Annotated in this window: 13 protein-coding genes and 1 pseudogene; all 14 read right to left on the bottom strand. The window is 62.7% G+C overall.

Features of this window, described 5'->3' with window-relative positions:
• Window positions 1–4: 4 nt before the first annotated feature.
• Window positions 5–889 carry a type II secretion system F family protein gene (locus WMN78_RS10920; protein WP_340533773.1) on the bottom strand — a complete coding sequence of 295 codons (885 nt, stop codon included), beginning with the start codon at window positions 887–889 and terminating at the stop codon, window positions 5–7.
• A gap of 7 nt (window positions 890–896) precedes the next feature.
• Complete coding sequence (locus WMN78_RS10915) at window positions 897–1,829, bottom strand: type II secretion system F family protein (RefSeq protein ID WP_340533772.1); 933 nt, start codon at window positions 1,827–1,829, stop codon at window positions 897–899.
• Between the two features lie 9 nt (window positions 1,830–1,838).
• Window positions 1,839–3,437, bottom strand: coding sequence for a CpaF family protein (locus WMN78_RS10910; protein WP_340533771.1), 1,599 nt, complete (start codon window positions 3,435–3,437; stop codon window positions 1,839–1,841).
• Window positions 3,438–4,634 (bottom strand): AAA family ATPase, encoded by a 1,197-nt coding sequence (locus tag WMN78_RS10905; protein ID WP_340533770.1) that lies wholly within the window; start codon window positions 4,632–4,634, stop codon window positions 3,438–3,440.
• Window positions 4,631–5,407, bottom strand: a complete 777-nt coding sequence (gene cpaB / locus WMN78_RS10900; RefSeq protein ID WP_340533769.1) for a Flp pilus assembly protein CpaB — start codon at window positions 5,405–5,407, stop codon at window positions 4,631–4,633. Before cpaB (WMN78_RS10900) ends, WMN78_RS10905 begins: the two co-directional genes overlap by 4 nt.
• 41 nt (window positions 5,408–5,448) lie before the next feature.
• Window positions 5,449–6,492 carry a pilus assembly protein TadG-related protein gene (locus WMN78_RS10895; RefSeq protein WP_340533768.1) on the bottom strand — a complete coding sequence of 348 codons (1,044 nt, stop codon included), beginning with the start codon at window positions 6,490–6,492 and terminating at the stop codon, window positions 5,449–5,451.
• The gene (locus tag WMN78_RS10890; protein ID WP_340533767.1) at window positions 6,480–6,869 is read right to left on the bottom strand and encodes a TadE/TadG family type IV pilus assembly protein; all 390 of its coding nucleotides are present in this window, start codon (window positions 6,867–6,869) and stop codon (window positions 6,480–6,482) included. Before WMN78_RS10890 ends, WMN78_RS10895 begins: the two co-directional genes overlap by 13 nt.
• Before the next feature lie 116 nt (window positions 6,870–6,985).
• Complete coding sequence (locus WMN78_RS10885) at window positions 6,986–7,216, bottom strand: Flp family type IVb pilin (protein ID WP_340533766.1); 231 nt, start codon at window positions 7,214–7,216, stop codon at window positions 6,986–6,988.
• A 469-nt stretch (window positions 7,217–7,685) separates the two neighbouring features.
• On the bottom strand, window positions 7,686–8,561 hold the full coding sequence (locus tag WMN78_RS10875) for a type II secretion system F family protein (protein ID WP_340533765.1): 876 nt from the start codon (window positions 8,559–8,561) through the stop codon (window positions 7,686–7,688).
• 10 nt (window positions 8,562–8,571) lie between these two features.
• Complete coding sequence (locus WMN78_RS10870; RefSeq protein ID WP_340533764.1) at window positions 8,572–9,525, bottom strand: type II secretion system F family protein; 954 nt, start codon at window positions 9,523–9,525, stop codon at window positions 8,572–8,574.
• Entirely contained in the window at window positions 9,522–10,811 is a 1,290-nt protein-coding gene (locus WMN78_RS10865; RefSeq protein WP_425341145.1) for a CpaF family protein, read from the bottom strand. Before WMN78_RS10865 ends, WMN78_RS10870 begins: the two co-directional genes overlap by 4 nt.
• A 179-nt stretch (window positions 10,812–10,990) precedes the next feature.
• On the bottom strand, window positions 10,991–12,199 hold the full coding sequence (locus WMN78_RS10860; protein WP_340533763.1) for an AAA family ATPase: 1,209 nt from the start codon (window positions 12,197–12,199) through the stop codon (window positions 10,991–10,993).
• Complete coding sequence (gene cpaB / locus WMN78_RS10855) at window positions 12,196–12,906, bottom strand: Flp pilus assembly protein CpaB (protein ID WP_340533762.1); 711 nt, start codon at window positions 12,904–12,906, stop codon at window positions 12,196–12,198. The genes WMN78_RS10860 and cpaB (WMN78_RS10855) overlap by 4 nt, the downstream gene beginning before the upstream one ends.
• Before the next feature lie 97 nt (window positions 12,907–13,003).
• Window positions 13,004–13,471: pseudogene (locus WMN78_RS10850) on the bottom strand (pilus assembly protein TadG-related protein); the annotation flags it as partial.

Raw genomic sequence — 13,471 nt, 5'->3', positions numbered from 1 at the left:
CGTGTTATTGGCTGCTGAACGTGACAACCGTGTTGATGACGGCGGGTCCGAGAATTGCGATAAACAGGACCGGGAAGATGAAGAACAACAGCGGGAACAGGATCATGACCGGGAGCTTCATGGCCTTTTCCTCGGCGCGTTGCCGGCGTTTCACGCGCATGACCTTGGCCTGGATGCGGAGGACACGGCTGATGGCAATGCCGTAGGTGTCAGCCTGGACAATCGCTTGGACGAAGCTGCGCAGCTCGGGGATATTGGTGCGTTCGGCAAGTGCGAGGTAGGACTCCCGCCGGCTGCGTCCCACCTGCATGTCCTGTAGCGTGCGGATGATTTCCTCGGCCAGCGGCCCTTTGCCGTTTTCCCCGGCGCGGGCCATGGCGCCTTCAAAGCCCAGCCCGGCTTCCACGGAGATCAGCATCTGATCGAGCGTGTTTGCCAGTTCCAGCTGCATGGCCTTCTGGCGCTCCGTGCCTTTGCTGTAGAGGAGCAGGTCCGGGATGAAGTAGCCGAGGAAGAGCAGGAACAATCCGGCGAGTTTGATCATGGGTTTCGGGCTGCTCATGCTGATGAGGATGAAAAGGGATGCACCGACCAGTCCGAGCACGGGCTTTGCCGCGAGGATGCGCCCCAGGGGCCAGGCGGAGGGCCGGCCGGCCAGGGAGAGCAGACGGTCCAGTTTGCGGACGTAGGCTGCGGGCGTCAGGGCATAGCCGAACCTGTCGAGGAAGCGGCCGGGTGTCTTTCCGGGGACTTCGGCCAGCCTCCGTCCGCGGGCCAGGAGGGCCACGGTGGTGGCCCGGGCCTTGCGGTCCACGGAAAGGACGGACCAGGCCAGGTAGCCAACCGGCACGCACACCAGCAGGAGCGAGGACAGCACCAGGGGATTCATCGGGACCTCAGAACTTCAGATCGATGATTTTGCGCATCCACAGGCTGCCGATGGTCATAAAGACCACCGACGCTGCGATCATCGCCCAGCCCAGCGGGTGCGTGAACATCGAGTCCATGTAGCCGGGGTTCACGGCCATGAGCATCAGCACGATGCCGATGGGCATGGCAATCAGGATGTAGGCGGAGAACTTGCCCTCCGCCGCGAGTGCCTTGATATGGCCCTTGATCTCAGACCTTTCGCGGATCGTTTCATTGACCTGGTCCAGGACCTCCGCCAGGTTGCCGCCCACTTCGCGGTTGATCTGAATGGCTTGGGCGATCCAGACGAAGTCCTCGTTCTTCATGCGTTCGGAGGTGTCTGTCAGGGATGCCAGCAGGTCGCGGCCCAGGCTTGTCTCTGTGATGACCCGCCGCATCTCTTCCGACGTGGGACTTTGGGATTCGGCAGCCGCTGCGTCGATGGCCCGGAGGATACTGTGACCGGCCCGCAGACCGCCGGCCAGGAGCTGGAGGGTGTCGCCGAGCTGCTGGTCGAACTTGGCGCGCCGCTTGCCGGCCAGGAAGCCAAGCACCAGATGCCCCGCGAAGGGCGCCAGGAGAACGAGGAGGACGGAGATGGCAGGCACGCCGATCACCAGGCCCACGAGTGCGCCGACGATTGCGCCGGCAATCACCAGGACGATGAACTCGGCCTGGCTGAGCCGTACGCCCGCAGTTTCCAGGGCCTCACGGTGATAGAGGCGGACGTGCCGGGCCGCGAGGAAGCGGTCCAGCGCCCTGACGGTGATGGTTGCCATGCGGGTCAGCCGGGAGGGCGGATCCGAGTCGTAGGGACGCCGCCGGCTGAGGGCGATCTCCGGCGCACCGGGGATCAGCAATGCCACCCCCAAAAGCAGGGGTGCGAGGAAAAGGAGCACGGCTCCGATGGTCATCAGCATGGCGGCTCCCTAAGCAATTCCATGGCCGGCCGGCCCGGCTGCTCCGGAATGGCTGCCGGGGCCGGCGGGCGTGGCGAAGACCGCGGGGGAGACATGGATGCCGAGGTCCTCGAAGCGGTCGATGAAGCGCGGACGGATGCCCGTGGCAACGGGTCGTCCCAGGAAGCGTCCCTGGGCGTCGACTCCGGCTGAGTAGTCGAAAACGAAGGCGTCCTGGAGGGTGACAATGTCGCCTTCCATGCCCTGCACCTCGGTCACGTGGGTGATGCGGCGGCTGCCGTCGCGCAACCGTGAAATCTGGACGATGAGGTTCACCGCCGACGCTATCTGCTCCCGGATGGCGCGCAGCGGCAGGTCCATCCCCGCCATCAGCACCAGCGTTTCCAGGCGGGCCACGGCGTCGCGGGGCGAGTTGGAGTGAACCGTGGACAAGGAGCCGTCGTGGCCCGTGTTCATGGCCTGGAGCATGTCCAGCGACTCGCCGCCGCGGACCTCGCCCACCACGATGCGGTCGGGCCGCATACGCAGCGAATTGCGCAGCAGTTCACGGATGGTCACCTCGCCCTTGCCTTCGGTGTTGGGCGGACGGCTCTCCAGCCGGACCACGTGCTCCTGCTGGATCTGGAGCTCCACGGCGTCCTCGATGGTGACGATGCGTTCGTCCGACGGCAGGAACGAGGAGAGGACATTCAGCAGCGTGGTCTTCCCTGTACCGGTTCCGCCCGAGACGATGATGTTGAGCTTGGCCTTCACGCAGGCGTTCAGGAGTTCGGCCATTTCCGGCGTCAGCGTTCCGAAATCAATGAGGTTGCGGACAGTGAGCGGGACCTTGCTGAACTTTCGGATAGTCAGTGACGATCCGCCAACGGCCAGCGGCGGGATCACCGCGTTGACGCGGGAGCCGTCCTCCAGCCGGGCATCCACCAGGGGGGAGGACTCGTCAATGCGGCGGCCCACCTTGGACACGATGCGCTCGATGACTTTCCGCAGGTGCTCTTCCGAGCTGAAGCGGGAATCGGCCAGCGTGAGGTGGCCCTTGCGCTCCACGTAGATCTGGTCCATCCGGTTGACCATGATTTCAGTGACGGCGGGGTCGTCCAGCAGCCGCTGCAGGGGGCCGTAGCCCAGCACATCGTCGGCAACGTCCTGAACCAGGCGGGTGCGCTCCTCCGAGGAGAGAGGCACCTGCTCGGCGTCGATGATGCGGGTGAGTTCGTCACGGGCAGACGTCCGGAGCTCCAGCTCGGTCACTGCAGAGTCGTTGAAGCGGGCACCCATGCGCTCGAACAGCGCCGTAGCTGCCCTCTCCTTCAGCGCGGCGAAGGCGTCCTTGGGCTGCTGGACTTTCGGTCTCGCCTCGTCAGCGTGCTCTGTTACCGCTGAAGGTACGACGACGGCGGCAGCCGGCGCCGCCGTCGTCGTCCGTTTGTCCGTCCTCGCCGGAGCCCACGGTTCCGGCTGCGGGGCAACCGGCCCGGGCCGGTCGCGCTCAAGGGTTGCGGTGGAGGTGCGGGAGGCCGGCGACGGGACGGCAGCGTTCTGCGTGAGCGACGGCGCCTGCGACTGTGACTTCGCCTGCGCGGCACTGATGCGTTCCGAGAGTTTCACCTAGACCACTACCCTTCGGTGCAGTTTGCGTTGCGATGTGGCCCGCCAGGCGGGGTTGAACCGCTCGACAAGCTGGTTCAGCCCCTTGGTGGCGGGGTCCTTTGCCGATTCCTGCAGGACGGGGATGCCGCGGTTGGTGGACAGGGCTACGGCGCGGGAGCGTGGAATGCTGACGTCCACGGGTGCGCCGATGGTCGATTCGAGGTCCTGGACGGTCAGCCCGAGCTTGGAATCGGCCATGTTCAGCACCACGTGCCGGGTCTCCGGAAGGATATCCAGCTGGCGCAGCACGTCCAGGCCTGAGCGCAGGCCGCGGACGCTGGGGATGTCCATGCCGCTGACCCAGACCACGTCCGTGCACTGCTCCATGGCGGCGAGGCCGATTTCCGGGAGGCCCGGGGCCGTGTCCACTACGACGTACTGGAACTGCTCGGACAGCTGTTCCAGCAGCCGGCTGACCTGTTCCGATGTGATCTCGTCCGCATCGACGGGCGTGGGCGGAGCGCACACGGCGTAGATGCCGCCGGGGTGCACCGTCAGGAAGGCCTTGAGGACAAGGGAGTCCTGGCTCGCTGCGGGGGACACCGCGTCCGTGACGGTGTGCTGCGGATCGAGGTAGAGGCCGGATGCGACGTCGCCGAACTGCAGGTCCAGGTCCACAATCACCACGCTCATCGGGGCGATCTTGCCCAGGCCGATGGCTATGTTCGTGGCGATGGTCGTCTTGCCCACGCCGCCTTTGGGGGAGAAGACGCCGATGACCAGGCCCTTGTTGGCCTCCGCCGCCGGCGGGGGAGCCTGCACCCGGTAGCGGCTGGCGAAGGACTGGCTGGCCCGCTCCAGGAGCACCCGCATCTGGGCCGGATCGGAACCGGGCGAGAGGATGTCCCGGATGCCTGCACGCATGGCCTGCAGGATGAAGTCCGGGTCCGGTTCGGTGGCGAGGATGACGCTGAGTTCCGGGAACCGGACGTTCATCACCGTGGCAAACCGGAGGGCTTCCTCCACGGGGACGTCCGGTCCCAGGATGAGCACCTCGGGCAGCTCCTGGTTGAGGGCTGCAAACAGGTCGTTGGGATCGGCGGGGAGCAGGCTGGTGAAGAAGGTCTGCACGCCGCCCTGGAGGCCGCCGGCGACGGCCTGCCGCAGGCGGCCGTCGAAGTCGACGTCGGGCGTGATGAGGGTGAAGCGGCTCATTTGTAGACATCCGGCCGGATCATGATGCGGGGTCCGTTGTCCTCGGCGTCGAGCGGTTCCCTGGTCAGCCAGATGGAGGCGAAGTCAGTCATTTCCGAAGCGAAGACGATCTTGGCCGCGTTGATGTCGTTGACCGCCACGGTGATCATGAGGGAGCCGGTGGGGAGATTGACGTCGCGAGGATTAGGCTCCGTCCCGGCGCTCGCCGTCGGTGCCGGGTTGGCGGCAGCCTCCGGGGCGCGCTGGACCGCGGTGACCAGGACCTTGTGGATGGAAAGCTGCGTGGTCTCCTTGTCGGCCTTAGACTCGATGCCGCCCCCTCGCATGGTGATGAAGATGCCCACGTGGTCGCCGGGTACAAGGCGTCCGCCGACCACCCGCTGCGGTTCCAGCTGGAACGAGACTTCCTGGAGGCCTGCCGGGACTTTCACCGAGCCGGACGTCTGGAGGTCTTCCGGGGCGACGAGCTTCTCCGCCAGCAGCTGTTCGCCCGGGACGAGGTCCGCGGCTGCCACTTTTCCGGCGGATTCGTCCAGGTTGTCCAGGGCGGATCTTGCGACGGCGGTGCCGGGCACCTGCTCCAGGGCCACGGAGGCTTTTACGGTGTCCACAGTTGCGCCAGCCGGGACGGCCTTGGTCACCACAAGCACTCCCACCGGCTCAAGATCCTTGACGGCGCGCTGGTCGGCGCCCTGGGCGTACGTGACAACAAGTACCGCCCCGACGATGGCCAGCAGCACTGCCACCACTCCGGCCAACAAACGTGACTTCACTGACTGCTCCTGTGCTTAGAAAAATCGTGGGAATGCATGAGCTAATTGCTGAACGCGACGACGGTTGCGCCGTCGGGGTTTACGGGGCCGAGCGTGTAGCCGCTGGCCAGGGAAACATATTTGACGAAGGTGCCGATGATTCCCCGGCACGGTTCCCGGCACTCAAGGTTGGCCGGGACGTCCGGGGTCCGGTTGCGGAAAGTGTAGGGAAGCCCCGAACTGCCAACCTTCCACCCGGCAACCTTGAACGCGGCGAACGTTGTCAGCCCGTAGATGGCGTTGGTTCCGGTTCCGGTTACGGAATTGAAGATCGGCAGCAAAACGATGACGTCCTTGCCGGCGTTCATGTCCGCGGCCCAGCCGTTCAGCGTCGCCTCGCAATTTGGGGGCGCATTGTTGCCGGTATCTCCGCCGGCGGTGCTCTGCGCGATGTTGATGAAGGCGCCGCACTGGCCGGGATCTTGCTTGAGTCCCCCGAATCCGCCCTCTACGAATGCGCCCGACGGCCCGTAATTGCAGTCGATGTTGGCGTCTTTTCCATGCAGCTGGAGCAACTGAATGACGTTCGTGCTGCCGCGAACCTGGCAGACCGACACGGTGATGGGAAAGGGAGCGGTCCCCTTTTCCGGGCTGCCCCACACGACTGTTGAAGGGGCGTTGACTTCGGTCGAGGTCATGCCCAGCACGCGGGCAAAGAAGAGGGAGACTTCGTTGGCAGTTTTGCCGGCTTCCTGGGAACCCGCGGTGACGGTAACGGTGCGGGCTGCTTTGTCCAGGACGGTGGATTTGATGTTGGTGAGGCCGTCGTTGGCGTTGCCGTTGGCGAAGCTGCGGGCCAGGGCGGAGTTCGTGGAGCAATCGGGATCGGCGGCGTTCTTGGCGCACTTCTGGGCAATGGCGAGGGCGGCTGCGTCGGCCCCGTTGCGAAGCTGCGTCCGTTCGGCGTAGAGCATGCCGACGTCCACCGCTATCGCTCCGAAGCCCAGGAGCACCACCAGCAGGATGGCGACCAGGACGCTCGCGGCGCCGCGCTCGCCGTCGTAGTTACCGTTCTTTGGCCCGGGTCCGGGGATCAACCGCCGCACAGCATGGCTCCTTTGCCCTTCATCGGGAACGGGCCGGCGATGCCCGTCATGGTGGAGAGGTTGTAGCTGATGGTGACGGTGATCCGGTTACCCGGTGCGCAGCTGGTGGTGCCGGTATCGAGATTCTTGAAAGTTATGTTGGTGTCCTTCAGAGCGGGCTGAAGGGATACTGCGGTGCTCATCGCCGCCGCTTTGGCCGTCGAGGCGTTGTTGGAGATTGCCATCACGCGCACGCTCTCGCGGGCGGCGGCGGAGAGCGAGGCCTGCGCGTTGTAGGCCCGGCTGAACTCCATGATGCCCAGCAGCAGCATGACGAGGACAGGCGCCAGGATCGCAAATTCGACCGCAACGGCTCCGCGCTCGGATGCCCTGGACATGGTGGTGCCTTTCGGATCAGGCCAATGGGGTGGTGACAGCCAAAGTGGCGGCGGCTTGGATGCCGCCGCCACTTTGTTGGGTGATGCGCCTGAGGCACATCGGGAGTGGGGGAGGGTTACGGGGTGGTCGGCGCGGCGCAAGTGCCGGTAGCGGCTGTGTAAGTTCCGCCACTGCCAACTTGGCAAGCAATCTGACCGAACATCTGGGTGAGGTTGTCGCCGAGCAAAGTGACGGCAACGATGATCACGACGGCGATGAGGCCCACCATGATGCCGTATTCGACGGCGGTGGCGCCGGTTTCTTCACGGCGGAGGCGGGAGGTGAGGTACTTGAGTGCGGAAAGCATGGGGACTCCTGAGCGAGTTCGAGTGGCTGGTCCTGCACCAGCTCTGCCAAAAAAGTAGCAAGCACTTTTCTGCTTTCGAACGGATCTTGAAGCATCCTGCGCCAAGCCTGCCCGACTTGCGCGTCCGGTGCGCGAATCCTGCGTCTTGCATGCGGATTCGCTGCGTTTAACTGTGCCGCGGACACGCAAGAGGACCCCCTCAGCTCTGGGTTCTGAGGGGGTCCGGTCTTTTACCTGCGGCGGTCTATCGATTAGGGCAGCCCTAGCGCCGCTCTTACTCCAACGGCGAGCTGGTTGAAGTAGCCATCTACGGCCAGTCCAAAGAGTCCCACTCCGGTCACGATGAGGATTGCTGTGAACCCCATCAAGACGGAATACTCGGTTGCCGTCGCTCCGCGCTGATCGCCAAGACAGCGCTGCAAGCGCCCCATGGTCTTTTTCATTGCGTTGCCTTTCGTTGGACTCAGCGTCAGGAGAACGCCGCGATGATTCCCATGACGGCTGGACCCATCAGGATGATGAACAACGTGGGGAAGATGCAGAAGATCAACGGGAAAAGAATCTTGACGGGGATCTTCATGGCGTGCTCTTCAGCACGCTGGCGGCGCTTCGTCCTCATCTCCTGGGCCTGTTCCTTCAGGACCTTGGCAATTGCGATGCCGTAGGTATCCGCCTGGACAACCGCCCGGATGAAACTACGGAGATCAGGCGAATCGACCCGGCCGGCAAAGGCCAAGTATGCATCCTTGCGGGCACGTCCCACCTGCATATCTTGCAGTGTTCGGCTGAACTCCTCAGCTAACGGTCCCTTGCCGTTGTCGGCGCTACGCGCCATTGCAGCTTCGAAGCCAAGTCCGGCCTGTACCGAGATAAGCATCTGGTCCAGAGCGTTGGGGAGCTCTAACCGTATAGCTTCACGCCGCTTCTCCGCCTTCGTACGGATGAGAAGGTCGGGAGCGAAATAAAGGAAGACGACGAAAGCTACGGCGATCAACACGCGCTGGGGAGACGGCTCAACCACGAACACTGCCAGGCCAGCAGCGAAGCCGCCCAGTGCCAGCAGAGGCTTGATCATGACAAGCCGTCCCAGCGGCCAGTCCTTAGGGCGTCCGGCCCCCGCCAGTTGCTTGTCGAGCCACGCGACATAACCGACAGGTGCCATTTTCCGAGTGAGGGTGGCGAGCTGCTCTCGGGTTTTTGGTCGTGCAGCCGGACCTGCCGCCTTCGTGCCGAGGTTGGCCCTGATGTTCCTGAGACCTATACGGTCGCCGGTGAATGCCAGCCAAACCATGCCGGAAAGAGGAACGATGATTGCCAATACAGCGGCCATTGCGATGGGTTGCATGGTTTACTCCTCAGAACTTCGGCTTGATAAGACGGCTGAGCCAGAAAGCTCCCACACTGAGCATGACCGCAGCTACGGCAATCATGATGTAGCCCGGAACGGTTGACGAAAACGTATGGGCGTAGACCGGGTTAATGAACTGCAGGGCAATGAACAAGAGAATTGGCAACGAGATCAGTACCAGAGCCGATACCCGTCCTTCGGCGCTGAGCGCCTTCACTTGACGCCTGATTTGATTTCGATCCCGGATAGTCTCGCCCACGTGGTCAAGGACCTCGGCCAAGTCGCCGCCCACTTCGCGGTGGATCTCGATTGCCTGGGCAATCCAGCTGAAGTCCTCGTTGTTGGTTCGCTCGGCCACGTCGCGCAGTGATTCGCCAAGATCACGACCGATCCGGGTTTCGTTGACGATCCGGCTCAACTCATCGGCCATGGGTGCATCGCTTTCCTGAGCGGACGCGTCCAGGGAACGCAGTAGGCTGTGGCCTGCCCGCATACCTCCTGCCAGCATTCGGAGCGTGTCCGGAACCTGGTCATCGAATTTTGCCTGGCGACGGGACGTGAGCACATTCAAACTCAACACCAGTCCAAGCGGCGCTGCGATGACCAATAGAATTGCTGGGAAAATTCCGCCAAGCAGAAGCCCCGTCAAGCCTGCTAAGACTGTGATAATACCGGCCAGCAGGAGGTAGTCCGCAGGTTGCTTCTTGAGGCCCGCTTTGTCCAGCCGGCGCCGCGAGAGCACGCCGTCCGACTGCGGCTTGAGCCTGGCGTCGATAACGCCGAGAGTCGCATCTGTCAGCTTGGTCAGAGCAGTTGCCTGGTTCGCGGCATCCGGCCGGCGGCGGTCTGCAGAAATGGTGTTCCCGGATTTCAACAGCACCCAGAAAGCCAGCAGAAGGGCCAAGAAGACGAGAGCAATCCCAACGATCAAGACCATTGGCGAGGAAATGTCCGGAATCATCTGACGCCTCCGAGGTGCGCCCCGAAGACGGCGGGGGAGATGGGAATGCCGAGCTCCGCGAACCTATCCGTGAACCGTGGACGCACTCCGGTAGGTACAGGCTTTCCGAGAAACCTGCCGTTGGCGTCCACGCCGGCAGCGTAATCAAAGACAAAGGCGTCCTGGAGGGTGACGATGTCTCCCTCCATCCCTTGAACCTCGGTGATGTGAGTGACGCGGCGTGTTCCGTCCCGAAGCCTCGTGATGTGGACGATGAGGTTTACTGCAGACGCGACCTGCTCGCGGATGGCCCGCAGCGGAAGATCCATGCCAGCCATCAGAACCAACGTCTCCAGACGAGCGACGGCATCCCTCGGGGAGTTTGCGTGAACTGTTGAAATTGAGCCATCATGGCCCGTGTTCATGGCCTGGAGCATGTCCAGTGATTCGCCGCCGCGAACTTCACCGACGACGATCCGGTCGGGCCGCATGCGGAGTGAGTTGCGGACGAGCTCGCGGATCGAGACTTCGCCTCGTCCTTCGATGTTGGCGGGCCTGCTTTCCAGCCGAACCACGTGCTCCTGTTGCAGTTGCAGTTCCACTGCGTCCTCGATGGTCACGATGCGGTCCGTGTCAGGGATGAAGGACGAGAGTACATTCAGCAGCGTTGTCTTGCCGGTTCCTGTGCCACCGGACACGATGATGTTCATCCGCGCCAGCACGCAGGCCTGCAGAAGTTCGGCCATTTCCGGAGAGAGACTTCCGAACTGAATGAGCTTGTCGACCGTCAGGGCTTCCCGGGCGAATTTACGGATGGTGAGGGAGGGTCCGTTAACGGCCAGGGGCGGGATGATGGCATTTACACGCGACCCGTCCGCCAGGCGAGCGTCTACCAAAGGCGACGACTCGTCGATTCGGCGGCCGACTCTGGAGACAATCCGTTCGATGACGCGGCGGAGTGCCTCGTCGGAGCTGAACTTCGCGTCCGTCTTGTGCAGGTGACCGAACCGCTCCACATAGATGCTGTCGTGCCGGTTCACCATGACTTCGGTAATCTCAGGGTCGTCCAGGAATCGCTGAATCGGACCGTGCCCTAGTACGTCGTCGATGATTTCCCGCGTCAAGCGCTGCCGCTCGGCTGAGGTCAGTGGAACCTGTTCCTCGTCGACGACTTCTTTGAGCTCGTCCTTGACGTACTGATGCAACTCCGACTCATCCATCGACGAGTCCTGGATCCTGGCCCCGAGCCGCTCATAAAGTGCCTGACTCGCGCGTTCCTTAAGCCCGCGGAGGGCCTCGCTTGCCATGCCGGCGCTGGGACCAATTTCGTCGACCGCCAGGGCGGCGCTGGCGGCGTCTGCCGCCTTGGCCTCCTGGATTCGACTGAGAGTGGCCGGCAGCGCTGGTGGAACCTGGGGATCTTGAACCGGGGCTGTGTCATCGCGCTGGCCCCCGCTGCGTAGCTGTTCAAACCTGCTGGTGAGACTCACTGGACTACCGCCCTTCGGTGCAGTTTGCGATGCGTTCTTTCCTGCCAGTTGGGCCGGAATCGGTCCACAAGCAGCCGCAGGCCCTTGGCGGCCACGTCACGGCGGCCGTCTTGCAGGATGGGCACGCCCTTGTTGGTTGAAAAGGGCAAGGTGCGGGAACGTGGAATGGCGACGTCGACTGGGACGCCGATGGTGGCTTCAACGTCGGGTACCGTCAGGCCGCCTTTGGAATCTGCCATATTTAGCACCACGTGCCGGTTTTCCGGAAGCAGTCCCAGCTCGTTGAGGATATGGAATCCCGTTCGCAATCCACGGATGCTGGGTACATCCATGCCGCACACCCAGACAGCGTCAGTCGCCTGCTCCAACGCCGCCAGCACGTGCTCACCAAGCCCGGGAGCGGTGTCAATGACCACGTACTGAAACTCATGGCGAAGCTGTTCCAGTAGCTTCGTAACGTGAGACGCTGAAATTCCGTCCATTTCGACCGGATTCCTGGGCCCGCACAGGGCGTAGATGTTGGCCGGGTGCAGCGTGAGAAATGTCTTCAAGACCATGGAGTCCTGGCTTGCCGCGCCTGTGACTGCATCAGTGATGGTGTGTTCTGGGTTCAGCAACAAGCCACTGGCCACATCCCCGAACTGGAGGTCGAGGTCAACGATGACAACCCCCATAGGAGCGATCTGTCCCAAGCCCACGGCGATGTTGGTCGCAATGGTCGTTTTGCCAACGCCGCCCTTGGGAGACATGACCGCAATCACACGACCGCCAGTGCCGCTACTACCGGGGAACTCGGCAGTGCCCTGCGTCAGTCCCCGCCTCCGGCCGGCAGCCGCTAGGCTCGACCGTTCCACCATTGCCCGGATGCCGTTGACATCTGCGGTGGGGGAGAGGATGTCCCGTACCCCGGAGCGCATGGCTGCCAGCACCAGGTCCGGTGTCTGTTCAGCGGCAAGCACAACGCTGATTTCCGGGTACTGAAGATCTACGAGGGCCGCATGCTTCAGGGTGTCCTCTACGTCCAGCCCTGGGCCGAGGATCAGGACCTCCGGCGGTTCGCCCAGGAGCTGACTGAGAAATCCTTCCGGGCTCTCGGGCAGGAAATCTGCTTGGAACCACTGCAGGCTGCCGCTCATGCCCGCCGTAGCGGAGCGTACCTTGCGTTCGAAGTCGACGTTAGGGGTGATGAGTACGAAGCGGCTCATTGGAATACCCTGACGCGATCCATGACGCTGGTGTTATCCTGCGTCGATCCCTCTGACTCTTTGCTCAGGTAAACGGTGCCAAATTCAACGGCATGCACGATCTTTTCGACATCCACGGAGGATCTGGCGAGCGTGACCATGTACCCTCCGTTGGCCTGAGCCGCGCTCGATTTTGATCCGAGCGAACCGCCATCCGATGTCTTTTCGGTGCTGGCTGATTGCTCCTGCGTCACGGTGCCGGTAGCGTTCTGGACGGCCGTGACCAACACTTTGTGGAAGACCAGCTGTGACTGGTCCGGCACGTTCTGCTTCTCGTTTTCGGCGAAGGACAGGATCACTCCCACGGTGTCGCCTGCTTTGAGGTTTCCGCCAATCATCCGGTCGATGCTCAGTTTTACGGTCACTTCCTGGAGGCCAGTGGGGACCGCTACACGGCCTGCGCCCACCAGCTGCGCTGGATCCACCATCCGGGCTGCCAGCAGCTGTTCGCCTGGCACGAGACCGACGGCTGAAACTTTCTGACCGAGCTCCGACAGTGTCGTGACGCTGTCACTGGCCACTGCCGATTTTGGAACGGTCTTCTTGACGACGGAATCGCCGAAATTTGCCGCAGCGGTTCCGGCTTCGATTTCCTTTTGGACTACATAGACCTCTGTGGTCTCCGTGTTTGCCAAGGCGCGCCGATCGGCGCCCTGGACGTAGGACACGAGCAATACTGTCCCGATAATGGCCACAACGAGTGCGGCTATGCCTCCCAGTAGGCGAGCTTTCAATTCTTCCACCCCTTCAGAAATGAATCAGTTGTTATTTTTTTAGACCGAGGATAATGACATTGCCATTTGGAGTGGTCGAACCACCCGTGAAAATTGATGGATCTGCGGCGTATCCAACAAATGTTCCGTAAAGGCCGTTCTCGCTACCAATGAAAATATTTGTGGGATCGTGTTCATTTCCTGGGAAACTCCAGCCCAGGACTTCAAAGCCGGCCCATTTCTCAATCATGTACTTGACGTTGTTGCCAGTGCAGGGCGAGAGAATGCCGTCGCAGGTGTATTCGTAGACCGGTATCGCGACTGTTGTTCCGACGAGGTCGCTATTGAACAGGGCGTCGCAGCCGGTCGGCATTGCTGCGCCGTTGCTGGTGGCGCTCCACTCTCCGACCTCGGCGGTCACGTTGCAGCCAACGTTTCCGTCGGGTGCCAGCCAGGCAAAGCCTCCGGGAATGATCTGGTTTGAAGGATTCAGTCCGTTGCAGTCCACGGCACCATGGGC

The sequence above is a fragment of the Arthrobacter oryzae genome (assembly GCF_037911235.1).
Taxonomy (GTDB): domain Bacteria; phylum Actinomycetota; class Actinomycetes; order Actinomycetales; family Micrococcaceae; genus Arthrobacter; species Arthrobacter oryzae_E.
Note: the sequence above shows the minus strand (reverse complement) of the source record. Positions and strands in the feature narration are given on the sequence as shown.